General features: G+C 58.7%; 24 protein-coding genes and 3 pseudogenes. 15 read left to right on the top strand and 12 right to left on the bottom strand.

Translation table 11 applies throughout. The annotated features are described in order from the left end of the window. Nucleotide 1 precedes the first annotated feature (1 nt). On the bottom strand, nt 2-433 hold the full coding sequence (locus C5L10_RS02150) for a GtrA family protein (protein ID WP_105428321.1): 432 nt from the start codon (nt 431-433) through the stop codon (nt 2-4). A 10-nt stretch (nt 434-443) separates the two neighbouring features. Beyond that, entirely contained in the window at nt 444-1,898 is a 1,455-nt protein-coding gene (locus C5L10_RS02145) for a UbiA family prenyltransferase (RefSeq protein ID WP_371411907.1), read from the bottom strand. A gap of 307 nt (nt 1,899-2,205) precedes the next feature. Here C5L10_RS02145 and dnaE2 point away from each other — a divergent pair. Together dnaE2 and C5L10_RS02130 are read left to right on the top strand one after the other, a co-directional pair. After that, nucleotides 2,206-2,624, top strand: a pseudogene (gene dnaE2, locus C5L10_RS34240) (error-prone DNA polymerase); the annotation flags it as partial. A gap of 148 nt (nt 2,625-2,772) precedes the next feature. After that, nucleotides 2,773-3,078, top strand: coding sequence for a hypothetical protein (locus C5L10_RS02130; protein WP_245447898.1), 306 nt, complete (start codon nt 2,773-2,775; stop codon nt 3,076-3,078). A 129-nt stretch (nt 3,079-3,207) separates the two neighbouring features. Here the strand turns inward: C5L10_RS02130 and C5L10_RS02125 are convergent, their stop codons facing one another. From C5L10_RS02125 to C5L10_RS02115, 3 genes are all read right to left on the bottom strand, one after another. Continuing rightward, nucleotides 3,208-5,025 (bottom strand): methyl-accepting chemotaxis protein, encoded by a 1,818-nt coding sequence (locus C5L10_RS02125; RefSeq protein WP_105428370.1) that lies wholly within the window; start codon nt 5,023-5,025, stop codon nt 3,208-3,210. A 916-nt stretch (nt 5,026-5,941) separates the two neighbouring features. Beyond that, nucleotides 5,942-6,190: a hypothetical protein gene (locus C5L10_RS02120; RefSeq protein ID WP_105428319.1), complete on the bottom strand. Its 249-nt coding sequence runs from the start codon at nt 6,188-6,190 to the stop codon at nt 5,942-5,944. A gap of 279 nt (nt 6,191-6,469) precedes the next feature. Next, complete coding sequence (locus C5L10_RS02115) at nt 6,470-6,778, bottom strand: hypothetical protein (RefSeq protein WP_105428318.1); 309 nt, start codon at nt 6,776-6,778, stop codon at nt 6,470-6,472. 557 nt (nt 6,779-7,335) lie between these two features. Here C5L10_RS02115 and C5L10_RS02110 point away from each other — a divergent pair. Further along, entirely contained in the window at nt 7,336-7,731 is a 396-nt protein-coding gene (locus tag C5L10_RS02110; protein ID WP_105428317.1) for a response regulator, read from the top strand. Nucleotides 7,732-7,850: 119 nt separating this feature from the next. Here the strand turns inward: C5L10_RS02110 and C5L10_RS33475 are convergent, their stop codons facing one another. The 3 genes and pseudogenes from C5L10_RS33475 to C5L10_RS34235 all read right to left on the bottom strand — a co-directional run. Continuing rightward, entirely contained in the window at nt 7,851-8,018 is a 168-nt protein-coding gene (locus C5L10_RS33475; protein ID WP_172716876.1) for a hypothetical protein, read from the bottom strand. A 149-nt stretch (nt 8,019-8,167) separates the two neighbouring features. After that, nucleotides 8,168-8,476, bottom strand: a complete 309-nt coding sequence (locus C5L10_RS33470) for a hypothetical protein (RefSeq protein ID WP_172716875.1) — start codon at nt 8,474-8,476, stop codon at nt 8,168-8,170. Between the two features lie 179 nt (nt 8,477-8,655). After that, nucleotides 8,656-8,769 (bottom strand): annotated as a pseudogene (locus tag C5L10_RS34235) (DNA polymerase IV); the annotation flags it as partial. Nucleotides 8,770-9,462: 693 nt separating this feature from the next. On the opposite strand from C5L10_RS34235, the gene C5L10_RS34120 reads away from it, so the two are divergent. The 3 genes from C5L10_RS34120 to C5L10_RS02090 are packed head-to-tail and all read left to right on the top strand — an operon-like array spanning nt 9,463 to nt 11,685. Continuing rightward, nucleotides 9,463-10,251 (top strand): hypothetical protein, encoded by a 789-nt coding sequence (locus C5L10_RS34120; protein ID WP_205837006.1) that lies wholly within the window; start codon nt 9,463-9,465, stop codon nt 10,249-10,251. Further along, nucleotides 10,244-10,660: a phage holin family protein gene (locus C5L10_RS02095; protein ID WP_105428315.1), complete on the top strand. Its 417-nt coding sequence runs from the start codon at nt 10,244-10,246 to the stop codon at nt 10,658-10,660. The genes C5L10_RS34120 and C5L10_RS02095 overlap by 8 nt, the downstream gene beginning before the upstream one ends. Next, a complete protein-coding gene (locus C5L10_RS02090) occupies nt 10,660-11,685 on the top strand; it encodes a DUF3618 domain-containing protein (RefSeq protein WP_105428314.1) in 1,026 nt (341 codons plus the stop codon). The genes C5L10_RS02095 and C5L10_RS02090 overlap by 1 nt, the downstream gene beginning before the upstream one ends. Nucleotides 11,686-11,853: 168 nt before the next feature. Here the strand turns inward: C5L10_RS02090 and C5L10_RS34860 are convergent. Beyond that, nucleotides 11,854-12,042, bottom strand: a pseudogene (locus C5L10_RS34860) (hypothetical protein); the annotation flags it as partial. A 1,030-nt stretch (nt 12,043-13,072) separates the two neighbouring features. On the opposite strand from C5L10_RS34860, the gene C5L10_RS02080 reads away from it, so the two are divergent. Continuing rightward, a complete protein-coding gene (locus C5L10_RS02080; RefSeq protein ID WP_105428312.1) occupies nt 13,073-14,440 on the top strand; it encodes a hypothetical protein in 1,368 nt (455 codons plus the stop codon). Here C5L10_RS02080 and C5L10_RS02075 read toward each other — a convergent pair. Beyond that, nucleotides 14,426-14,575, bottom strand: a complete 150-nt coding sequence (locus C5L10_RS02075; protein WP_245447897.1) for a hypothetical protein — start codon at nt 14,573-14,575, stop codon at nt 14,426-14,428. The two genes, C5L10_RS02080 and C5L10_RS02075, sit on opposite strands and share 15 nt — an antisense overlap. Before the next feature lie 17 nt (nt 14,576-14,592). Continuing rightward, nucleotides 14,593-14,811: a hypothetical protein gene (locus C5L10_RS02070; protein WP_105428310.1), complete on the bottom strand. Its 219-nt coding sequence runs from the start codon at nt 14,809-14,811 to the stop codon at nt 14,593-14,595. A 329-nt stretch (nt 14,812-15,140) separates the two neighbouring features. On the opposite strand from C5L10_RS02070, the gene C5L10_RS02065 reads away from it, so the two are divergent. From C5L10_RS02065 to C5L10_RS02030, 7 genes are all read left to right on the top strand, one after another. Further along, on the top strand, nt 15,141-15,452 hold the full coding sequence (locus C5L10_RS02065) for a helix-turn-helix transcriptional regulator (RefSeq protein WP_245447896.1): 312 nt from the start codon (nt 15,141-15,143) through the stop codon (nt 15,450-15,452). Next, nucleotides 15,449-15,808 (top strand): SRPBCC domain-containing protein, encoded by a 360-nt coding sequence (locus tag C5L10_RS02060; protein WP_105428309.1) that lies wholly within the window; start codon nt 15,449-15,451, stop codon nt 15,806-15,808. Before C5L10_RS02065 ends, C5L10_RS02060 begins: the two co-directional genes overlap by 4 nt. 46 nt (nt 15,809-15,854) lie before the next feature. Beyond that, nucleotides 15,855-16,478 (top strand): ATP-dependent Clp protease proteolytic subunit, encoded by a 624-nt coding sequence (locus C5L10_RS02055; RefSeq protein WP_105428308.1) that lies wholly within the window; start codon nt 15,855-15,857, stop codon nt 16,476-16,478. 859 nt (nt 16,479-17,337) lie between these two features. Further along, on the top strand, nt 17,338-17,754 hold the full coding sequence (locus C5L10_RS02050) for a hypothetical protein (protein WP_105428307.1): 417 nt from the start codon (nt 17,338-17,340) through the stop codon (nt 17,752-17,754). Then, nucleotides 17,732-18,331, top strand: coding sequence for a DUF309 domain-containing protein (locus C5L10_RS02045; RefSeq protein ID WP_245447895.1), 600 nt, complete (start codon nt 17,732-17,734; stop codon nt 18,329-18,331). Before C5L10_RS02050 ends, C5L10_RS02045 begins: the two co-directional genes overlap by 23 nt. A gap of 486 nt (nt 18,332-18,817) precedes the next feature. Then, complete coding sequence (locus tag C5L10_RS02035; protein WP_105428305.1) at nt 18,818-19,477, top strand: transcriptional regulator; 660 nt, start codon at nt 18,818-18,820, stop codon at nt 19,475-19,477. 133 nt (nt 19,478-19,610) lie between these two features. Next, entirely contained in the window at nt 19,611-20,171 is a 561-nt protein-coding gene (locus C5L10_RS02030; RefSeq protein WP_105428304.1) for a hypothetical protein, read from the top strand. Nucleotides 20,172-20,417: 246 nt separating this feature from the next. On the opposite strand, the gene C5L10_RS02025 is transcribed toward C5L10_RS02030, so the two are convergent. Next, entirely contained in the window at nt 20,418-20,783 is a 366-nt protein-coding gene (locus tag C5L10_RS02025; RefSeq protein ID WP_172716874.1) for a hypothetical protein, read from the bottom strand. 557 nt (nt 20,784-21,340) lie between these two features. Between C5L10_RS02025 and C5L10_RS02015 the strand changes: the two genes are divergently transcribed. Next, nucleotides 21,341-22,270 carry a LysR substrate-binding domain-containing protein gene (locus C5L10_RS02015; RefSeq protein WP_105428301.1) on the top strand — a complete coding sequence of 310 codons (930 nt, stop codon included), beginning with the start codon at nt 21,341-21,343 and terminating at the stop codon, nt 22,268-22,270. Nucleotides 22,271-22,336 lie beyond the last annotated feature (66 nt).

Genomic DNA, 22,336 nt, shown 5'->3' with positions numbered 1-22,336 from the left:
GTCACGCCCCCTCCAACTTGAACACGAATTTTCGATCGAGCACGAATTTTGAGACGTAGCCGATCGCCAGACCGATCGCCCCGCCCGCATACTTCGCAAGATCCGTTCTCCAGACTGTCCAGAAGACGATTTCGAACCCCCAGAATATGATCGTCGTCACGACGCTGAACAGGCCGTAAAGGACGATCTTGAGCAATTCGTCACCATGCGACTCGTATCGGTCAAAGAAGATCCACCTTTTATCGAGGAAGTATTTGAGCCCGAACCCAGCGGCGGTGCCCGCGGACATTGACGGCACAAGGCTTTGCGACGGGTAGATCTTCACGACAGCCGCCTGAACCGCAAAATTTGCCAAAGTCGAGAGGATCGCGAACGCGACATAGCGAACCGCGATGCGGGTCTGAATCCCTCCACGCATATAATGGGAACGCATCTCGCTCACCTCAAAGCGCGGCGACTACAAAGGCGCCGGCAACGCCTAGAGTCGCGAGGCTCACCTTGTCTTTGATCGCAAATACGACCGGATCGTCATGCATCTGCCCCCTATGGGCCAGCAACAGGATGCGGGCAATCCAGCAAGCCAGGATTGGCCCCGCCAGCCATAAAATCCCTGGCCGGGTGTAGAGATCCTGCACGCTGTCGCTTGCAGCGTAGAGAGCATACAATGTCAGCGCGTTCATCCCGGCCCCGGCAGCCAATGCGCCGATCATGCCGACGTCTCCATTCTTGTAATCGCGGCTCTTGGAGTCGGGTAGGTTCGCGGCTCGGCGTGAAATGAGCTCCGTATATCGCTTGACGAGTGCAAGCGAGAGGAACCAGCTCATCATGAAGGCGAGCAGCCAAGGAGAAGGCCAAACGGAAATCGCCGCCGAGCCTCCCACCACGCGTGCGGTGTAAAGAGCGGCAAGGGTGACGACGTCGAGGATTATCTTCCGCTTCAGAAAGAATGAATACGCGGTGGTCAACGCAAAGTATCCGGCGAGCACCAAAATGAAGGCGGGTGAAATCATGACGGCAACCATAAACGACAGCAGCAGGAGAACGGGGATTGCCATGAGCGCGTGTGAGAGCGGGATATCGCCGCAACCCAGCGGCCTGCTGCATTTGCTGCGATGTCCGCGGTCGTCCTGCAGGTCGACTAGGTCATTCAGCACATAGACGCTCGACGCGCAAAGCGAGAAGGCGACCAAAGCCAAAGCGGCATTGGCGAGACTGTGGACGTCGAAGAGCTGATTTGTCAGCAACGGGATAAAGACGAGCCCGTTCTTGACATATTGATGCACCCGCAGCAACCGCGCCCAAGTGCGCCAGGTCGGCTTGTCGTGCGCAAGATGTTCGACATTGTCGCATTGACGTGACAGTTGCCGGGCAACCCTGGCGGACGTCCGAATTGCATATGACTTTCCGGCATGACGCCATACAGGTAGATCTGCGGCGTCGTTGCCAACATAGTCGAAGCCGCCATCCCCAAAGGCCGCTACGAGCTTTTCCGCCTTTACCTTGGCAGCGCAGTTCGTCATCTCGTCCGTTGCAAACCAACCGGCGAAGACACCTAAATGATCGGAAACGCGGGAGACAAGTCGTTCGTGCGTCGCGGACGCGAGATAGACCTGACGTCCCTCTTCCCGCGCCGTCTGAATTAAGTTCAGAACCTCGGGATCGAAGGGCAGGATGGCCGGATCAAAATCCGCGGGTGCGGAAAGGCGGTGCTTGAGGCATGCCTTTCCCCGGCACATTGAGAGGACAAGGTCAACGACGGAAAAGGGGCGGCGCCTGAGTTCAGAGAACGCGGTCTCGATCAGGAGGTCGGATCGGACCAAGGTGCCATCAAGGTCGATGACAAGCGGCCTCGACGACTCCGAAATTTGCGGTGTCGCCGATCCACCGACCGTTGATATCGTTCGACGAAGTGAAATCCACTCGTCCTCCTGGCCCGTCGGCAGAAAATCTCTTCGAAGCTCAAACTCCTGGCGCAATTCGCTCAAAGGATTTCCCTTTACTTTGGGTCGGTGGAAATGGTCGAACAACGGCTCAGCCGCTTAGTTCCATAGCCCAATCACTTGCGCCTGACGGCTTGCTCGACCTTCACCTTAAGTTTGGATAGGATGGAAAGATCCTGTCGCAGCCACCAACGCACGTGCGAGGGCGGCGATCCGGGCAGCAGACGCGCCTTCCTCAAGGCGGATCGTGACTTGACCGACAACAATCTCGGCGAGGGAGGCGATGAATTCGAGGGACGGGCGGTGGGTCAATGCCGTCGGCCTCGTTCTGGTGCGGCAAAAGCCCGGATTGGCCAAGGACGTCCTGTTCATCACCATCGAGGACGAGACCGGGGCTGCCGATCTCGTTGTCTGGCCCATGCGGTTTAAAAAACCACGGCGGGTCGTTCTCGGATCCTCGATGATGGCTGGATCCAGCGGGAAGGGGAGGTCGCGCATCTTGTCGCCCTGCAGCTGTTCGACCTGTCAGGCGACCTTGCCGATCGCGATGAAGAGTTCAAGCTGCCGGCCGGCCGTGGCGATGAGTTCGCCAGGGGCGGTGGGCCGGATCCGCGGGCCAAGCCGAAGCCGGCTGTACCCACCTGTGGGGGCTGCAGCTGCCTCGGGGTTCTTCGATCGTGGTGATCAGGTATCGACAACGCAATCGTTGGCGCCAAGCGCGGGGGACCGCATTCCCGCTCAGGAACCTATGGGGCGATCGTCTGCGGGTTGGAGCGGCGGAAGACCGTCATCCTGTTACCGGATTGAGCATTGGATACGTCTGGAGCGTGGCTTGCCGGGCATCAGTCGATCTCCATCGTCGCTCGCGATCGGGGCGGCGGCTTCCCTACAGCCAGTTCGAGACCGGCCCGAAGGATGGCAAGATCGCCGAGGTCGCGGTGCCGACAATTTCATCCAGGGCCGCTACCAGGAGCCGCAAAACGAGCGGCCGTGCTTCCTCGCCACACGGGGCGATCCTGATCTGGCCCAGCAGTACCTGCAGCACGTGGTGACAGGTCAGGTCGAGAGCACCTTCCTTCGTGGTCTGTTGTCATGGCTGATCCCGGTGACTCTCTTCGTAGGAGTGGGGATTTCATGATCAGCTCGGCGGAGGGCTGATGCAGATCGGCAATTCGAACGCGAAGGTCTACGTCCAGACGGATACAGGGGTGACCTTCCAGGACGTGGCGGGAGTGGACGAGGCAATGACGAACGGAAAGAGATCGAGTCAGGCCGCCGAGGAAATCCTGCTGAATGAGCGCACAGCGTTGACGCGAAAGCGGGCAACGATCTCCTCCAGCGTATGGACCTGCTCGTTGAGATCCTTGCAAGCCGAATTGGTTTCCGCCGCCATTGCAGAATTGCGTTTAGTGACCTCGTCCAGCGCATGGACCGAGCTGTTGATCTCGCCGATCGCCGACCACTGCTCGCCGGAAGAGGTAACGACCGCTTCGATCTGCTGGCCCACATTCTCCATCTTGGTTTCGATACCAGCAAGCGCCACGCCCGTCCGATTAACCAAGGCGACCCCACTGCCGACCTGTTCGGAGGATGCCGAGATCAGCCCTTTGATTTCCTTTGCGGCATTGGCAGATCGGGACGCAAGTTCGCGCACCTCCTGGGCGACGACCGCAAACCCTTTGCCGGCTTCACCCGCGCGCGCCGCCTCCACGCCTGCGTTGAGGGCCAACAGGTTCGTCTGGAAGGCGATCTCATCGATGACATTGATGATCTGACCAATCTGACCGGAGGACCCTTCGATGCGCTGCATCGCGTCTATAGCTTCTCGCATAACACCTGCGCATTGCAGGGCGGCGCGGCTTGTTTCTGACATCACGCGACTGGCTTCTCGGGATTGCAACGAGGAGCTTCCGACGGCGGATGTGATTTCGGTTAGTGCGGCGGAGGTTTGCTCGATCGTCGCAGCCTGTTGCTCGGTGCGCTGGGAAAGTGCCTCAATCGCATGAGCGATATCCTCGGAGGTGCGACGCAATGTGCCGGCCGCGCTGGATACGGCATCAATCGAGCTTGCCAGTGTTTCGGCACTTTCATTGAAGGTAATACGCAAGTTCTCGTAGGCCGTAGTGAACCGTGCGTTGATGCGGACGCCAAGATTGCCGCGCGACAGTTCGTCCAACGCGAGGGTCAGCGAAGCGATGACGCTGTCGCGGTCAGCCTCGTCCGCCCGGCGTTGGATGGATTGCTCTCTGTCGCGGGCGGCTTCGGCTTCTTTTGACGCGGTTTCGCGCAGATATGCTTCGCGACGTTCCATCGAATTGATCCTGAAGACGACGACAGCCCGCGCCATCTGCCCAATTTCGTCCGCGCGCTCGGCATAGGGTACTTCTTCGGAGAAGTCGCCGTTGGCGAGCCCGCTCATATATCGTTTCATCCCGTCGATAGGGAGGATCGCACGAACGTGGAAAAAATAGAGCCCGAACAGAAGCAACAGGAAAGATGCGAGTGCCGCTGCGGCGGCCGACGATGTCCAGGTAAAGATCTCTTCGGCTGCGTTCTTCTCTTGTCCTTTGAGGTAGGAGTCCGAATTGATCACGAGTTTTTCGACCGCGTATTGGTGCTCGTGGAAGGCGGTCTTCAGTTTGAGGATCGCATCGGCCGCAGCACCTGCTTTCTTTGTCTTTAGCGCCGGTATGACGTCGCTCTCCATGACGGTCCAGAAGGAATTCCCCTTGCTCAACACCTCCTCGTCGAGCTCGTCTTGCAGCACCTTGGGCAGGCGTGTCGTGCGCCAGTATCCGCGACGATCCTCGTAAGCGGCTTTGAGCGTCGCGATCTTTCCAAGGTTGGCTTCGGTGAGGTCGGGAAAGTCGTTGGCCTCATGTGACAACATGTAGGATTCGACGACAAAGAGCGGTGGCGGCAGGATATCGGCGATCAAGTCCTTCCCATAGACGATCTGCTCATAAATTGGCCCGTTGATCTTCAGCCGCTCCAGCGCCATTTGCTGCAGGCCGAACGAAGCGAACATTCCGAAGGAAACGGTAATTCCGACTGCAGCTAGATTTCGCGCAATTGTGAACTTCATCATCCCCCCGGCGAAGTTTGGTTGCGGCAGGCCGCAGCTCAACGTTACCTGCGATGAAGCAAGTAGGCTCTTATATTCCTTCATGGTTAACGGCGCCTTACTGTGGTCTGCGATTCTCAATCCTGCGAATCGTACCGCGTTGGTAAGAGGCGTCTCTTGAATATAGCCTAGTATAGCCGTGCTTTTCGGGGACCTCGGACCCGACCAGATCGCTGGCTTGTCTGCAGTTAGTTCCCTTATGACTTCAGGAGACGATCTTCAGGCTGTGAATTGCCGCCGTGGCACTCAAGGCCGCCGCCACAAGTGGCGAAGATTGGCTCCCCCAAGTGCCGGTTCGATCATCGATCAGTCACGATGATCTTTTTTCCTGACCCTTAAACCGAGCGCTGCCTCCAGATCGAGTTGGGGAACGAGTTCTGCTGCCGGTGCAGTCTTCCGCCTCGGTGACCGGGGCTTGATCGATTTCGCACGAGACATTGCCTCCGGTGTAGGCTCAAGTTCTAGAATTGGCGCAGGCTGGGTCGGCACTGCTATGTCGACCACTGGGGCGATCGGTGTCTTAATGGGCTCAGGCGATACCGAATCAACAGGTGAAAATCGGATCATCGAAGCGCCTCGTGAATTCCAGGCATAGCTACTCCTTCACGCCCGAGCGTGCTCAAGCTGTGGATAATGTGTGGATAGCAACCTCATCGGGCGGCTTGGATGTTCTAGTTATGTTCTCACTTGAGGATGAGTCAACAGGAATCGTCTCTTTCAGTCCGTGCCGCCGTTCATCTTCGTGGCGCTCAAGAATCCCCATAACCCGCCAAGCCAGTCAGGAATACGCCGATCACCGGCGTTACTTCGCTAGGGAGAGAGTGTCTCGACCTCATTCGTGGCCCGCACCAGCTCGAAATGCAGTCGGGAAGATTGCTTATTGGTGTGTCTTCTCTTCCCGGCCCATCAGATCGGCGAGGTCATCGAGAAGCCCCGCTGCTCCGACTTGGCCCTTGTTAGCCATTGCTGCGGAGGCCAGCCGGAGATTATTCCCATAGCCATTGGCGGTCATCATTCCCGATTGCTCAAGAGTTTTCACCAAGGTCATTATCGCCGCACAATGCGCTAGGTTCATGTGGACCACGGCATCCATCAACTGATCAGTGGTGATCTCTTTCTTGCTCACTGTAAGGTCTCCTCTTCCGGCGTCTGATCGCCGGAGTTATCAATTCAACGTACATGTCCGCTTCGTCTAGCATCATGCGCAGGGCTGGCTTGTCCTGGAAACTGACACGACGTGGTTAAGAGTCAAGAATTCTCGACCAACGAATAGAGCCCGGCTGCGGAGCTTTTCCGTTCGGGCTGGCAAGCGAAACATGTCAGGGCCAGACCGACCGCGCAAAGCGGGAGCAAGGATGAAAAGCCTCACAGCAGGACAAACCGGCAGGCCTCCATGGGAGCGGACTTACGACGCTGGGACGGTGGCGGCATCGACTTCGCTTTGGAGGCGCTCCTGCAGCGCGTCCGCGACGGCCTTTAGGAATTCCTTGCGGCGCTGGTCCAATGTCACCTCAGCATCAAGCGTCAAGGGCGCGCGGATCTTTTCCATGAACCCTGTATGATCGAAACGATCGGAAGCGACGTTAACTTCGACCTCATCCATGAAATGAGCAAGAAGAGGCGCCAGGTCTATGTCGCTATCCTTCTGATACTGGATGGCCATCTGCTGAGCGAGCTTGCGCATCTGTATGTACGGGCCGAATTCTGCAGTCATTGATATCTCCTGTGATCTGGAGTAAGGGATTAGGCCGGTACGCTCTCCTCCCGCAACGAGAAAACACTTCCCGATCAGCGACGAGGATACCCTAGTATCTTTGGTTATAATATTCCTTCGCATCAGCGGCGCCAGAACAGCCGGACTGCCGCGATCGGTTTTTGCTTCGCTTATTAGTCTTCTGACCCTCTACCACGCTTCCCCCTCAAGAGCCGGGCTGTTCCCGGTTCTCCGCCATCTCCACCTCTCGGCTGTCAATTTCGCGAGCTCGTCCTTTACCGTCGCCGCTATCGATGAACCTTCAACGCAGCACATTGTAGAATTTCCGTGCCACGACCGCCACATCACAGCGAGCGATCGTGTGCCCGACGTCAGGGCAGGATCCGCCGTACTGGCTGATCGGCTATTTCCAATGACTCCGGCCGTAGATCCGCGAGGAGTTCATATAAGCAGATGATGTCGCCGAGCAATCAGCTTTTTGACCCGGTCACCTCTGGAAGCTTTCGTCTGGCATTCTCGTGATACGGAACATTCGATCATCCGGTGCATTAGCATCCATGGATGAAGTTGAATTTGCCAGGCTGAACGAGCCTATCGCTCTCGTCGTTGATGACGAACCCCTGATCCTCATGGATACTGCGGACATGATCGCTGACGAGGGCTATGCCATTGTCGAAGCGAGGACCGCGGACGAGGCTTTCGAGTTCCTTACCCGATACTCCTCCCTCCAGTTGCTGTTCACCGACGTTCAGACCCCCGGACATCTTGACGGCTTCGATCTAGCTCGCAAGGTGGCCGAATGTTGGCCACATATCTGCGTCATAGTCGCGTCAGGCGCGGCCAAGCCGAGGCCTGGGGACATCCCTGAGAACGCCACATTCATCTCAAAGCCCTTCAGCGCCCAGCTCGTACACGACGTGCTGAGAGAACGATGCGTCTCGACAACGCCGTAGCGGCCGACAGCTGCTGCTTGCGATGCCCCACATCCCACCGCGGCGGCAAGGCCCCCTTTCGTGTCGGCGGAAGGTTGCTTGGACTTGGCACTGCACCGGGTGATCGAAACGCCGAATACTCACAGGCTTCTGGTGACCTGGCAGAGCCTCGAAGACAACTTGGTCACGTTCCGCGCCTCCGAAGGCTTCAAAACGTGGCGGGCGCGTGCATCGCCGTATTTCGCTGCTCCGCCGATCGTGACCCATTCGACATCCGTGGCTAAGGGCAGCGCGACGATCTCTGACATGCCCGACCTCGTGTGCGATCGAATTTCGTCGCGGCACGGCCCACGAGAGGGCCGCCATTGCGGACATGGCGGCCGGGAAGCGAACCCGGCTGGCGCAACGACAGCGGAGAGCCACGAGAGCGGATCAACCTATTGCGAACGCGCCATCCTCACGTACGGTTCTTAGCACGGCTACGCCGCGGCCGGCGATCGGTCGAAAGATCGGGCAGATTGCCATCCAGCTGCAGGCCGGTGTAGTCGCGGTCATCCGCCGAGAATTCTCTTTCGATTTCCTTGATCGCCTCTTCGAGCCTGTGCAGTTGGGTTTGGGGAGAACCATGCACCATCGTCATGTCTGCGCGTGCAAGAAGCCGTTCTATTCCACGGCGGGCGGAGGCATAGATGCGTTGCCGCCCTGCGACCGTGGTATCGTTGGAGCGCTGGATGGCTTGGCGGAGAACGGAAGTAAGTGCTGACATCGGATCCTAGCCGCAATGAAAGTACAGAGCTAGGGCTAGATGGTCACTCGTCAATTGTGCGAATTCGCGCTAGACCTAACGGTTTACTATTTCCATGAATCGGCCCGGGCTACGCTGGAACGAAATCGCCTGAAGGTCCAGTGCCATTCAATCTCTGCTGCTCAGACTATGCTGACACTCTAAAGGGCCAGCCGCAGCTGTGGTGCCGCGGCCCGTGCTTGCCGTTCCAGCGAAGAGAGACACGCCGAGCAGACGGATCCTTTTCGAGGTGGGAAGGTTGGCGCGAGCAGCAGGCTGCCAGCGCGGAGAAGCAGGCGCGGCAATACTGCACCAACGCCGTCGAAACCTGCACCTACCTAGCCCGCTCCAAAGCCGGTCGCTCCTGCTACGGCCGTAATTCCAACACCTAAAGCGGGTTGAGTTGGCCGCGATCTCCTCAGCACGTGTTACCTGCGATGCCTCTTGGGGTTGGCCGCACCCCGCTTCATTTGCGGTCCCCATGCTTAGGCTTCTCCTAGTTCGAAAAATCTCCACCCTGAGAATTTCCGAGCTTCAACGTTCGAGGCTCACAACTATTCCAGATCAGTAAGGCCCATAGGTCGTTGTGCCGCCTGCTCCTTTTGCGGAGCAAATGTGCTATTGCGACGGGATTTTCCGGCTGGGTTAAGACAATGTCCTGCTGATCTAGTCCGCCATAAACTGCCGCGTCTTGAGAGCCAGCCGGGTCGGCAGCCGCTCGAAGCATGAGGGCCTTCCGGCACGACAAGCAGGTCCGAGCTGCCAGCCTGGGATTTCCAGCGGTCATGCATTCCCCCGCGCTGTTTATTCGCGGGAGCGCTTGATCCCATAGTGGAGGATACCCTCCGAGGCATTGCTGACGGATCCGCAAAAGCCGACGAAACCCGCGCATGAGGCTTCCCGAACAAGGGAATGTTGATGGTTCAGTCAGAGCCCGAGGAGCCGTATCCGGTGCAGGTCGAGTCTTGATGCAACGGGAAATGAATCGCTGCCGAAAGATCGACGGGCGCGCCGTAGCAAACAGGCTGCTGCGTTCCGTCCTTTCCCACGCCTTCAGGAACAAAATCACCTGTTTCCGGTTGGAGGTCAGATCATTGCGATGGTTCGCCGTGAAGCCGATTTCAACCCGGGAGGATTCTATGACTGAGACTGGTACGGGCCAGGGCGGCCGAGGCGCTTTGTCCTCAAGTTACGCCGCGGCTAAGGAAGATCGAACGGCCGGCAACGCTGGTGCCGATACGGCCTCGTCCGCCGACGAGTTGCGCGAGACACTTTCGGAAGACATGCAAACACTCAAGGATCTTGCGCAGCATCAAATATCAAGCGTCAGCGACAAGGCAAGGGACGGTGCTACCGACCAGAAGAATTTCCTTGCGACGCAGCTTGCCGGAGTCGCTGCTGCCCTTGAAAAGGTAGGAGGGGAACTCCAGACAGGCGACCAAGCCGATATCGGCCGGATGACCAAAGGCATTGGCGCAAGTATCCAGCGGTTCGCAAACGACATCCATGATCGCAAGATGGGCGAAGTTGCTGGCATGGCAGAGGATTTCGGGCGCAAACAGCCCTTCGCCTTCCTCGGCATGGCGGCTATCGCCGGGTTGGCGGCAAGCCGCTTTCTGACTGCTTCGGCTCGCCGCAGCGACGGCGCGGCGGAGAGAACTTCGTCCTTTGCTGCCTCTGGAGAAACGGGCGGAGGCAACCCGTCGAACCGGCCCACCCCAGCGGGGCAAAAATCGGAAGGAAATTTCAATGGCTAGTTCATCGGAAAACTCGTCGCTCCCCCAACTCATCAGCGGATTGGTCGAGGATATAACTGGCCTGTTCCGCAAGGAGATTAATCTTGCCAAAACCGAGGCTGCGGAAAAAATGTCCTCTGCGGTCACCGGAGTGGAGGCGTTTGCAGCCGGATTGGTGTTCGCCATCGCGGCGATCGGTGTTTTGCTCGCCGCGCTGGTCCGGGGATTGACGGCGTTCCTCGTCACCCGTGGCATGTCGGAACCGAGTGCCGACGCGATCTCCTCTGTCGTCGTCGGGATCGTCGTTGCGCTGGTCGCCTGGGGCCTGATTTCTCGTGGCTTGGCCGCTTTCAGGGGCAACAATCTCAATCTCGACCGGACGTCTGCATCGCTGAAGCGCGATGCACAGATCATCAAGGAGAGAACATAATGGCCCAGACTTCGGGAAAGCAAAACGCGGCCGATATCGAGCGCGAGATAGAGGAAGATCGTCAGCGCATCGAGAAACGGATTGATGACATTCAGCAGCGAATGTCACCGGGCCAGTTGGTGGACGAGGTAATAGCCTACGCGAAGTCCAGCGGCGGTGGCGAATATGTCGGCAATCTCGTGAATGCGCTGAAGAGCAACCCAATTCCGGTCGCGTTGATGGGAGTTAGCCTTGCATGGCTGATGGCGGGTCCGAAAACCAGTGAAGGCCCGAGCAACGACAGCGGCCCCGATTATCCATTGGCTGTAGTCCAAGGCGATATGCGACGGATCGGTCCTGTCGAGAGCAACGGCGGCGATCGCTATAGCCACTTCGCAGATAGTACCGGAAGGCGCTTCAAGGCGCTGACGGACCAAGGTGGCCGCCGAGCCGGGCACTTCATCGACGAGAGTGGGAAAACGTTCCGCGGCTTTGCAGATGCTTCCGGTCGACACATCAATGATCTGCGTGACGAGGCGGGTAAGCTTTTCGATGAGGCCTCCGGATGGGCCTCCGAAACATGGCAGGCCGTGGCAGGCTCCGCCGGAAAGATGCGCGACGCGATTTCAGGCGTAGGACGCAACTCGCTGGACACGGGTGCTCAGTTCAACGAGGCAATCGTCAGGCATTTCAAGGATCAGCCGTTGGTGGGCGGTGCGCTCGCCTTCGCGGTCGGCGCCGCAATTGGAGCGGCCCTGCCACACACCAGCCAGGAGGATGAAGCGGTTGGCGCGGCGGCCGACAACGTAAAAGACGGGCTATCGTCTGGGGCGTCGAGGGTACTGGATAGGGCTGAGGACCTGGCCTCGGACGCCGTCCACAAGGCAGTCTCCATCGCCACCGAGGTTCATGACGTGGCCCGCGACCGGATTGTGGAGGAAGCGTCCTCGCTGGGAGGAAATGGTCGGTCCGAGGGGGGAGCAAATCCGCGACATGATGTTGCTGAGGCAAAGCCCACGAACAAACTGCCTGGCAACCGCCCATGATCGACGCTCTCGGCCGGTCGATTCGGGCGCGCAGGTTTCATTTTGGAAGCCTGTTGCGCAGCGGCACTTTTGAGGGCCGCGAATGCGGTGGCGGCGCGCAGCAAGCTCTGCCCGCGTCTCCGCCGTATGTTGGTGCAGATCGACCATGCGGTCGGGCTCCAGGTTGATCTTCACGGCCATGATTATGCCGGCAAAGGAGGCATTGATGATTGCGGCTCCGACGTGAAGGTCGCTCGCGACCGAGTGATCCACCGAGGAGGATAACTCGTTCAGGTGTTCTAGCGCCTCGACGATCAGACGGGCTGCAATCATGCTGAACGTGCAACGGCCGCTTTGCGCACCATTGTGGTCATTCAACCTGATCTTGCGATGTCTTGAAGGCTGCCGGTCCGATTGGTTACTGAGCCCGACGAACCTCAATGACGAAGCCGCCAAAGTTCATCACGATTCTGGCCGAAGCATATGGGCAAGGCACCGTCTCTTTCGTCCGCCAAAGAAATCAGTTTTCTGAAAAGCACGGATGCGGCCTCTCGGCTCCCTCGATGACACCTGCAGCTCATCTGCGCGCGCCTTGGATGCCTAACCAGACCTGGTCTAGTTTCATACTATACCAATCGACTGACTTGTCATGGAGGTGCTCAGCGAGGTCCTCAATGGTGAATGGTTTCGCGAGGATTATCGCGTTCGAGGGAAGCCTGCCCTGTGCTCCACGAATATGTTTAGACGCTGCGATAATGCGGATCTGCGGCCAGCGATGGTTAGTCGAGCGTCGCGGCGTGCTTGGGCAGATCCCAAGCGGCTGTGCCGCATGCGGCCAGCCAGCCAAACCAGCAAAATCTTGCGTACAGAATTCCCGACGGGTTTCTGCCGTCTCTCTTCAACCAGAAGCGCGGTCCCGCAATCAGAATTGAGCAGCTAAAGGCAAGTTGAACGAATTCGATACGTCCAAAGTGCGAACCTCCCAGATGAACGTGAGAGCACCGTATCGTTAGTGGCCGCTGACATCGAGGTCGGCCTCTTCCGCCGCTCGCAGGACGGCAGCCCGGGTTCACTTGCGGGCCGCCCCCGCTGATGTCCTGCGAAAAGATTTCCAGGGCTGCGCTATAATCACCAGCTCGCTTTTGCCATTTCATCGATGTCCCAAGCTGTCGGATCTGACGTTCAGTTTGGACAAGTCTGCGCGATGTCGCAAATCAAGCCGGGGGCCGGGCATTTGAACTATCCTTCACTCGGCCTGGCCAAAAGGACCGAAGCAACACCCACCGTCATCACGTTTTGAAATGGACAGTCACGCAAAATGACTTCCCTTTTCCGTGTCGCCGCGGTCTTGTGACAATCAGAGGTCGCCGAGTCTCGCTCGGCGACGTGTAACCAAAGAGCCGAACGTATGGAAAACCCGGTCGCACTGAACCGTCTGTCCGAAAATACCGTCTTCCGAAAGGGCGACGTGTTCGTCCTATTCGGTGAGCTTTTCGGACGCGGATATGCCACAGGCTTGCTGGACGAAGCCCGCAAGGCTGGCATGGATATCGTCGGCATTACCGTTGGACGGCGCGACGAGAACAATTTTTTGCGTCCGCTTAATGCCGAGGAGTTATCAGCGGCCGAGTCCCGGCTGGGTGGCAGGATCATCAACATTCCTTTGATGGCGGGTTTCGATCTCGACGCGCCTGAAGGCGGTCCGACGCCGACCGACCTGCTCGCTGCGATGACGCTCGAGAATTGGCAGCAGGAAAAGCTTGACTGGGATTACGTCTCGCAGTGCCGGGCGATTGCCACCAGACGGTTCACAACAGCTCTCTCCGAGGTGATGGCCATCCTCGATGGCATGATTGTGGGCGGGCGGAATGTATTCTTTGCCCACACGATGGCTGGAGGCATTCCGAAGGCGAAGATATTTCTCGTCGTCGCCAATCGAATCTACAAGGGACGCGGAAGCCGTCATATGTCGTCACAGGCGCTACTCGACAGCGATATGGGCAAGCTCATCCTGCAGAATTTCGATGACGTCTCCGCAAACACCTACCGACACCTCATCGACTTTAGTGCGGCCATCCGTGAGCGTGTGGAGGCGTCGGGTGGGCAGGTCCGGTACGCGGCCTACGGCTACCACGGATCGGCAGTTCTCATCGACGGGAGCTATCGCTGGCAGACCTACACGAACTATACCCAGGGCTACGCCAAGATGGCGCTTGAGCGTATCGCGGAGGAGGCGTGGGCCGCGGGTGTAAAGGCCACGGTCTTTAACTGTCCCGAAATCCGCACGAATTCCTCCGACGTATTCACCGGGATCGAGCTGCCGCTTATTCCGCTGCTGCTTGCGTTAAAGAAGGAGAACGGCGGGCGATGGGCAGATGAGCAATGGCAGGCATGCCAGCACCTTCTGGCGGACGGCTTCACCATGGATGATGTCTTCCGCAAAATCACCGCCATGCAGGCCAGCGAAGTCATGCGCCCGTTTTACGATTTCGCGGCGTGGCCGATGGCCAATAGCCAGGCACAGGCCGATCTGACTATCGGCACGTCCAATGAGATCACCGCTATGCACCGTGGCACCAAGGCAATGATCAGCGACCATCTGAGCAGCCTCGTGGTCGAGGCGACCGGACAGCTTATTTTTGCCGAATCCTCGAACCCATCGGGGCCTGTCCAGTGGCTGAACCATGATATCGTGGCGCGGCGGCTGAATGCCTCCCACGATCAATCGGAGACCGCCGCTTCGATGACCGGATCTTCATCACTAGAAATGGCGTGACGCTAGCCGGATTTTCCCCGTACTGCCGCGAGGGTTCTCGTGCCGACATAAAGACCGGCACGACCCCCGACCCCTGTCCGTCAGCCGGTAATCGACACGTGGCGGCTGTTCGCCACAATCCTGTCGTGCGACCAAGCCGTCGGTTCCCAATGTCAGCAGTGACTTTGCTTCGGCAGAACGAACAGGTCAGCTTTCGGATCATGGCTCGCAGGGCCGTGGCGTGTGCTATGCACATCGAAGCGGCCAGCACCAGAACCGAATATTTCGATGGCCTTCTCATCGATGACAAGGCCAGCCGGATTTCCCTGCGGAAGGTCTTTCAGAAGGTTGCCGTTGATCTGACCGAGGAGGCGAACCGCGAGCTTCAACATTGTTTTGGAAGATGGGCCGCAGCTCCCAAAGCCCCAGTCGCTGCGATCCGTCTATGCCGCCTGGACAGGCGGGCGCCGTGATCGCCGGAAGCCGCTCGAAACGCCGGGGGCCGGCTGCCGACGCAGCCGCCGGAAAGGCCGGCGTCCATGTCGGGATGCCGGCAGATCTAGCCACTTGCCAATCTCCACCCCCTGTGAGGAGATGTCCGGCAGGATAGAGGGGGTATCACACCCTCGACCTCACTTCGAAATCCCTCTATTCCGACAGTGAGTCCCCAGCGACAAAACCCCTTGTGAATGACATAAGTCTGTGCTTATGTATTTTCATCATGGAACAAGATTTTTTCCGAGCCCTTGCCGACCCGACCCGCCGCACGATCTTCGAGAAGCTGGCGGGGGGCAGCATGAATGCCAGCGCGCTCCGCCAGGGCATGGATATCAGCCAGCCGGCCATGTCCCAGCATCTCGCCGTGCTGCGCGCCGCCCGGCTGGTGCGGGAGCAGCGGGAGGGCCGTTTCGTGAATTACGAGGTGGATCCGGATGGGCTCGCCCTCATCGTCCAATGGCTGGTGAAATACCGCGCCTACTGGCCGGATCGCATCGACGCTCTCAAGCTCTTGCTGAAGGATATGGATCAATGAACGACCAAATGACCAAGGCGCAGGAAAGCGGGTTCGAACAGCGCTATGATCTGGATGCACCACCCGAAAAGGTCTGGCGGGCAATCAGCATCTCGGAGTTTCGCGAGAAATGGCTGCCGAAGGAGACGCTCGCCGATCCGGAATCGGTTTCCGTGACGCCCGGCGAGCGGGTTCGCTACAGGCTGCGCGACGACACCCCACCATTTCTCGAAAGCTTCGTCACTTTCACGATCGCCCCGAATGCAGAAGGTGGAACGAGCCTGCGGATCATCCATGAACTAACCGGCGCCACGGTCGAGCGGTTGCCGAGATCCGTCGCCAACGCCAACAGCCCGCCCCTTATGCTGGCCGCCTGACGCGGCCAGCCTCGCCCCACCCAAAGCTGAAGATTGGAGTTCGCCGATGCGCGAAGCGATGCAACTCGTCCCTATGGTCGTAGAACAATCCTCGAGAGGGGAGCGATCTTTCGATATCTACTCCCGTCTGCTTCGCGAGCGGATCATCTTCCTGAACGGTGAGATCAACGATACCGTTTCCGCCCTCGTCTGCGCCCAGCTGCTGTTTCTCGAAGCCGAAAATCCGAACAAGCCGATCAACCTCTACATCAACTCGCCCGGTGGAGTCGTGACCAGCGGTTTTGCCATGTACGACACGATGCGCTTCATCCGCGCGCCGGTCCATACGCTCTGCATGGGAACGGCCCGTTCAATGGGGTCGTTTCTACTGATGGCCGGCCAGCCGGGAGAGCGGTGTGCCCTTCCGAATGCCAGCATCCTCATCCACCAGCCCCTCGGCGGCTTCCAGGGTCAGGCTTCCGACATTCTGATTCATGCCGAGGAGATCCGGAAGACCAAGCATCTCATGACAAGCCTTTATGCCGAGCATTGCGGGCGATCCTATGAGGAGTTCGAGCAGGCTATGGATCGGGACCGCTTTATGAGGGCCGAAGAGGCTCTGGAATGGGGCCTGATCGACCGCATCCTCAGGGATCGCGAAGCGTTGGCGGACGGAGTGTCGAAAGAGTAAGAGCGGGTTTTAATTTCCACCAGCGGGTAACCTCGTGATGCCGAACCGAAATGGAAGGTGAACCTGCTTATCGGAATTGTTCGGCGGATTGGCATTGGGCGGTAACTCTCCCGGACGGATGGCGCGCCGGTTGCCGAGGTCGGGCCGGGGCTCCACCATTTTGCCGTCGTCGACAGAAGGGCTTTGAGCTCGTTCCTCCAGTTTTTGGAGAAATTTTGAGAACCGCGCGCCGAACCGCGGTCCTTGTTTGGCTGTGACGGCGCCACACATTTGCCAGGCGGCGCCCGAGCGCTCGCCTCGAACTGTATGGCAAGGATCATCGCGACAAGCGATCGCAGGCTTAGGAGTGGTTTAAACTTCCCGGTTGTGCCCGACATGCCTGAAATCTCCGCTTGGAGCTTAACCAGACGTCATCTCAGTCGTTCCTTTAATTGGGCATCACCAAAAGTTTTGCTGCAATGCGTGCAGGAGACAGAGAATTCCGGCTAGGCTCCTGGAGGAAGCGCCGTGGCCGAAGCTCGGAACCATTCTTTCTGATCTGGTGCAGATTTGCGGGAGCCGGCATCGAGGGTGAGCTACTGACAAAGGGCCTGAATAATCCCGTTCCGAATCAGCAATATGGCGCAGCAAGCTGTCTCTCCTGATATTGCCGCATCACCGCTCCGCTAACTCTATTGCGGGAGGTACGGATGTTCGACGGAAACTATGAGATTACCGCGAGCGGCGCCGGCCACTTACTCGGCCACAGGCGCACCGCGGTACATCGAAGACGGACATAGCTGGTGTTTCCTGAAGATGACCCTATCTCCAATGGGGCTCGCTTTGCGAGCGTTCACGACATTACGGAGGGAGGTCAATCATGAAGTTCGGACAATTCTGCGGTTTGATTGCAGACGAAATGGACCTTCAGCACAGCGACTTCGTGTTGAGCGCGGAGATTCTTTTTTCTTTGGATCCGGCCGGGGCGGCCGGAGAGAGGATTCTGTCGCTGCCGGATCGCCCGGTCTCAGCCAAAGACGCTGCATTGCTGGTCTGCCTCGTTGTTGCCATGGATCAAGGGCGTGTCGATCCCGCGCAATGTGCCGAAGCTGCTGACGATATCGCTGCCATGGGGCAGAATCTTTCAGCCTTGATCGAGGCCATCGAGCAGGGCGAGGGTGCAGTCCTGGACACTGGCGGCCGATTAGTGGCGCAGGTCGTCGTCCCTCGGAAGTTGACCGCCAGGATTTCGCCGCTGATCACCGGAGGGATTGTTGCCCACCTCAGATCCGTTTAGCGGCAAAACCATGAACCGTCCACGGTTGGTTCCCCACAGACTGTTTCCCGCCTACGCATACTTGCCGGGCCGACAGCCGCATCCTGTTCGCCATCCAGCGGGACATAGTTATCAGACGCAGCCTGTCCATTTGGTCGCCGCGGTTGAATCGGAGGAATTCTCCTGGGGTGAAGACCTGTTTAACCACGGCTACTACTGGGAGGCTCATGAGGCTTGGGAAGGGCTTTGGCAGGTTGCGGACAAGGGCAGCAATATCCGCACCCTCCTCAAAGGCCTGATCTTGCTGTGCGCCGCCGGTGTGAAAATCAGGGAAGGCAAACGCGTTGCAGCCAAGCGCCACGCCGGACGCGCGGCGGCGTTGTTCCGCCAGCTGGCACACCCGCCGCGTGATGCCTTCGAAAAGGCGCTCGGCCTGCCGTCGAAAGCGCTTGCCGGCTATGCAGAGGCAATCGCAGTCGCTCCGCCGATATTGCAGCGAGCGGACGAAAGGCAGCCTGAAACGGTCTTCAGTTTCATCCTTGGAAGCGAACTTGCAGGCCATGAACATCATGGCGCAGGTCGAGCTTTAGGTACCTAACCAGCAGCTAGCCGGCCATTTGGGGGGTCGCGGCCTTCCCCTTCTTCGGCGCACTTGTAGAAACCGCCCGGTTCTTTTTCAGTGCCACCCTTGCGCGTCCGCCGGATGCCTTCTCGCCGGCGGGGTTCTCGGAACACTTCTCGCAATGTTCTCGAAGCCGCGTCTGCCGGAACAGCTCTTCGTGCTGCAACTTCTTCTTCAGAAAGCGCAAAGGCTGATCAACATTGTTTCTCGCACAGGCAATTGACAAATTGCTAGTCAGTACTTTCCACACGCATGAGCCAATGCACTGCGGCGGTCCGGCCTCCTGCCCCATTGGGCGCCAGGGGTCATTGTTTTGAGCGAACCCGCGGCAGTTCGGAACCGCGTTCGGGCCGGGCATCGCCATGGGTCTGGACCGGCGGGGCGATTGGGGTTATCTGCAGGGCTTGTCGCGATGCTGAAGCGTCGCCGAAACATCACCGCAGACACCCAAGGCCTCTTAAAGTGAAAAAAGTCCAGCGCAGTTTTGCCGTCGAGTACAGATCGGGTCGGCGAAAACTCAATTCCAATCCGAACTCGATCTGGGGAGACGTGGATCTCAAGTCCGTTGCGCAGGATCTGCAGGACGAGGCAATGCCAGTCCTTGCGGAAACGTCCCAGGTTAACAGTCCCGGAATGTCTTTCGCCGGCGAACAACAGGCGGCGGCGTTGTTGACACCGTCGATTGAGCAGGAGACAAATGCAGCGGCTTTACAGGAGACCATAATGGCCGACGATATTAATACGATGACAGATGCTGACACGCCGACGGTTGCGACGCCCGCACCGAAGAAGGAGCGCAAACCTCGCGCCAAAAAGGCGGCCGCTGAAACGGGCTCAGCCGCAGTTTCGGCGCAACCGGCAGCGGCTTCGAATGCCGCAGCGGTCAAGCCGAAGAGAGGACGCAAGGCAAGGTCCGACGAAGGTGCGCCAAGCGCCAAACGTGCGCCTGTCAAACGTGCTGCGAAGGCGGTGCAGGCAGCGACCGCTCCGTCGGTGGCGGCAGTTGACGAGTTTGCGGATCTCCTGCAGCTGGAAGACGAAAACCAAAGACTGCGCAAGCAGCTGGCCGAGAAGCTGCGTGCTGAAAATGCCGATTTGCGAAAGCGGCTCAACCTCGGTTGATCGGCAGCCGTCGGTCAAGCGCCGGCCGCATTCTCAAGGCTATATCGAGACGAATATCTTGGCGGCGGCTAGTCCCGCCGCCAACGCTTTTGCTCGCAGCCTGCATGCGAGGTAGAATACGAGGTCGAATAAAATGGCGTCTCCCTGGAAACTTCTTACCCGGCTTGTGTCGCCGCGACGTCAGCAGCACCACGAACAGGGCCGGACCGATGACGTGAAGCCGGACGTATTGGCCATCGCCAAACCGACCGAAACGGTCGCCGACAACGGATTGAACGCCGTCGATCCTCCGGTCGACGAAAAGCCGGTCGCCTACGAACAATCGGAGGTGGTGTCAGCGGCCCCGGATCATTCCGAAGAAACGGCAAGCGCTGTTGACGGCACGGCAGATATCGAAGGCGCCGGGCGCGTGGAGGCGGCTGATCCGGCCTTGTCCGGTAACGCCAATTCGGCCGTGCACGACGCACCGAAACCCACGCAGACTGGCGAAGGTGCAACGCGAAAGCGCCGCACGCGGGGCAAGACAGCGGCAGGGGGTGAAGCCGTTCCGCCACCCTCTCCAGGCGTTCCCGCCGTTTCCGACGCCGCAATCCGCCTCGATGAGGAGATCAGGCTGCTGCGGGACCAGCTGGCGCGCAAGCTTCAGCTGCAAAATGCGCAACTGAAGAGGATGCTGGAGCGGTTCGAACGCTGAACGTGCCATTGCCTCTGGCACTTAATCGAGCTGATGTTCGCTCAGCGCGTTCTGGATTAGCGGCGGGGGCAGAACACCACAACGCATCGGCAAGACAGAACATGCAGCAGGTCGCGATCGGCGTCGGTCGCTGCCCTGCTTGAGCGAGCGAATGCTGCGAAGAACCATTGTGCTGCCGGTCACCGTTGCAGGGTCCGCACTCGGATCGAGTCTTGATCCCATTTAAAGCTCAGCGTCTACGGGGCGTCAGGTCAGATATTTGAGCGCCTTTATGGCGTCAGCGCCTTGTTTGATAGCGGATGCGTGGTGTCCCTCCATGATTTCGTCGCGTCGTGCTCGATCCTCGGCAAGCTGGTTCTGCTTGGTCGGTGATAGCCAGCCCTTCTGCTTCTCGTTCTCCAGGTGGGCTATATTATACTCCAGCTCCTTCAATTCAGCGGCGGCGGTCCGATCGTTCTCGTTCATATTCTTACCTCGTCCAGAGAACGTCCACTTGTCCTCTATGCCCATAAAATGGTGATAGGGCGCTTTACGATGCTCGTCCATGTCGATCGGCGTTTTTACTGCGCTACTTGAAATCTGGTCGGCGCGCGCCCATTCGACCAGCATCACTCGACCGAGCCGCCCGCATTTTGTCACCCCGCGATTGACCGGAGCGACGGGGGCTTCGGGAGTGTCCGAGAAACGCGCCCCACACCCATGCCGAAGTGTTCGCCGCGGCGGCACAATCTGCAACATAGCCTTCGGCAACAACAGGCGGTGGTATCCTCCTAGTATTCTTTCGCGCTAAGCGTGGGAGCTCTCACCGGCCATTTTCGGATCGATGATGCTCGTCAAGCCTGCACTATCCAGCGAAGGTGTGATCTTCCGGCTTAACACCATTGCCGCGTTGCGCCCCCTGGCATCTTCTGCCATATATTCATTGCTGTCGTCGGCAAGGGACTGCGCGAATCTACGACCGCGCATTTCGCCTTTGGGTAACGTCCGGACCGAGATGGCATGTCGCCATGCCCGCGCCGGACGGTTTCGGGGCCGCTCTTGGCTGGGAATTTTCAGGCGACATTTGGCTTTGCTTCCGATGAAATCCGCGGGTTGTTTCTAGCCGTCGACGCGGACCTCGCCGTGTCCGCCGTGCCGGGGCTGTCATCCCGATATGCGGGTGACCGGCGATGAATCTCAGGCAGATCGAAGTTTTTCAGGCTGTGATGCGCACCGGCAGCATCACGGCCGGCGCCGAATTGCTCAATCTTTCCCAACCCGCCGTCAGCCGTCAGATCGAGCGGCTGGAACAGGTCTCGAAACTCAAACTCTTCCGTCGTGTCGGCCGCGGCATCCAGCCAACTCCTGAGGGCACGGCGTTTTATGAAGAGGTGAAGCGCGCATTCGTGGGATTGGAAAACCTTCGCCACATCGCCGATACGATCAGCAATTTCAACACCGGCCATCTTCGCATTACGTCGATATCCGCACTTGGATCCGGTTTTTTGCCGCGTGTCATCACGCGCTTTTCGAAACAGTATCCGAACGTCGAGGTTTCGCTGCAGGTTCGCAGCGCTGGCTCCGTCAGAGGCGTGACGGCCACGCAGGAGTTCGATCTCGGATTTCTACCGGGTCCCCTGAATGACGGCGACCAGCATTTAGAACATTTCGCCAGTGTCGAGGGGATATGCATCCTGCCCTCAGGCCACCTTCTCGCGGAAAAACCCGAAATCCTACCCAGTGACCTCACCGGCATGCCTTTCATCGGGTTCGTCAAGGATGACGTCACCCGGCGGCAGGTCGACCAGATCTTCGCCAATGCGGGTGTCAAACCGAAGCTGCATATCGAAACCCAGTATGCGGCGACCGTCTGCAATTTCGTCGCCAACGGCGCCGGTGTGTCGATCGTCAGTCCATTTGCCGCGCTGGACTTTGCAGGACATGGGCTAGTTATGCGCCCCTTCCGCCCAGCGGTCAAACTGGACTATCTAATGGCGAGGCCGAGCTTGCGACCCCAGTCGGCGGTGACCAGCAGGTTCGTTGCGGTTTTGAAAGAGGAACGGGATTGCGCCCTCGCGCAGTTCAATATGGCCCGGCCTCGTGCGACTGACGCTCTGTGACTGCTTTACGGAAACCGCTGGGAAGGGTGGAGGCAACGGACAGCCGACACCCGCCATTTTCTTGAT

The sequence above is a fragment of the Neorhizobium sp. T6_25 genome (assembly GCF_002968555.1).
Lineage (GTDB): Bacteria > Pseudomonadota > Alphaproteobacteria > Rhizobiales > Rhizobiaceae > Neorhizobium.
The sequence above is the reverse complement of the archived record's forward strand: the minus strand, read 5'-3'. Positions and strand labels throughout refer to the sequence as shown.

Coding starts and splice junctions, on each gene's coding strand:
- C5L10_RS02150 (WP_105428321.1), bottom strand. CDS start 433: ATGCGTTCCCATTATATGCGTGGAGGGATTCAGACCCGCATCGCGGTT.
- C5L10_RS02125 (WP_105428370.1), bottom strand. CDS start 5,025: ATGAAGTTCACAATTGCGCGAAATCTAGCTGCAGTCGGAATTACCGTT.
- C5L10_RS02115 (WP_105428318.1), bottom strand. CDS start 6,778: ATGACTGCAGAATTCGGCCCGTACATACAGATGCGCAAGCTCGCTCAG.
- C5L10_RS02110 (WP_105428317.1), top strand. CDS start 7,336: ATGGATGAAGTTGAATTTGCCAGGCTGAACGAGCCTATCGCTCTCGTC.
- C5L10_RS33475 (WP_172716876.1), bottom strand. CDS start 8,018: ATGTCAGAGATCGTCGCGCTGCCCTTAGCCACGGATGTCGAATGGGTC.
- C5L10_RS33470 (WP_172716875.1), bottom strand. CDS start 8,476: ATGTCAGCACTTACTTCCGTTCTCCGCCAAGCCATCCAGCGCTCCAAC.
- C5L10_RS34120 (WP_205837006.1), top strand. CDS start 9,463: ATGCAACGGGAAATGAATCGCTGCCGAAAGATCGACGGGCGCGCCGTA.
- C5L10_RS02095 (WP_105428315.1), top strand. CDS start 10,244: ATGGCTAGTTCATCGGAAAACTCGTCGCTCCCCCAACTCATCAGCGGA.
- C5L10_RS02090 (WP_105428314.1), top strand. CDS start 10,660: ATGGCCCAGACTTCGGGAAAGCAAAACGCGGCCGATATCGAGCGCGAG.
- C5L10_RS02080 (WP_105428312.1), top strand. CDS start 13,073: ATGGAAAACCCGGTCGCACTGAACCGTCTGTCCGAAAATACCGTCTTC.
- C5L10_RS02070 (WP_105428310.1), bottom strand. CDS start 14,811: ATGTTGAAGCTCGCGGTTCGCCTCCTCGGTCAGATCAACGGCAACCTT.
- C5L10_RS02065 (WP_245447896.1), top strand. CDS start 15,141: ATGGAACAAGATTTTTTCCGAGCCCTTGCCGACCCGACCCGCCGCACG.
- C5L10_RS02060 (WP_105428309.1), top strand. CDS start 15,449: ATGAACGACCAAATGACCAAGGCGCAGGAAAGCGGGTTCGAACAGCGC.
- C5L10_RS02055 (WP_105428308.1), top strand. CDS start 15,855: ATGCGCGAAGCGATGCAACTCGTCCCTATGGTCGTAGAACAATCCTCG.
- C5L10_RS02050 (WP_105428307.1), top strand. CDS start 17,338: ATGAAGTTCGGACAATTCTGCGGTTTGATTGCAGACGAAATGGACCTT.
- C5L10_RS02030 (WP_105428304.1), top strand. CDS start 19,611: ATGGCGTCTCCCTGGAAACTTCTTACCCGGCTTGTGTCGCCGCGACGT.
- C5L10_RS02015 (WP_105428301.1), top strand. CDS start 21,341: ATGAATCTCAGGCAGATCGAAGTTTTTCAGGCTGTGATGCGCACCGGC.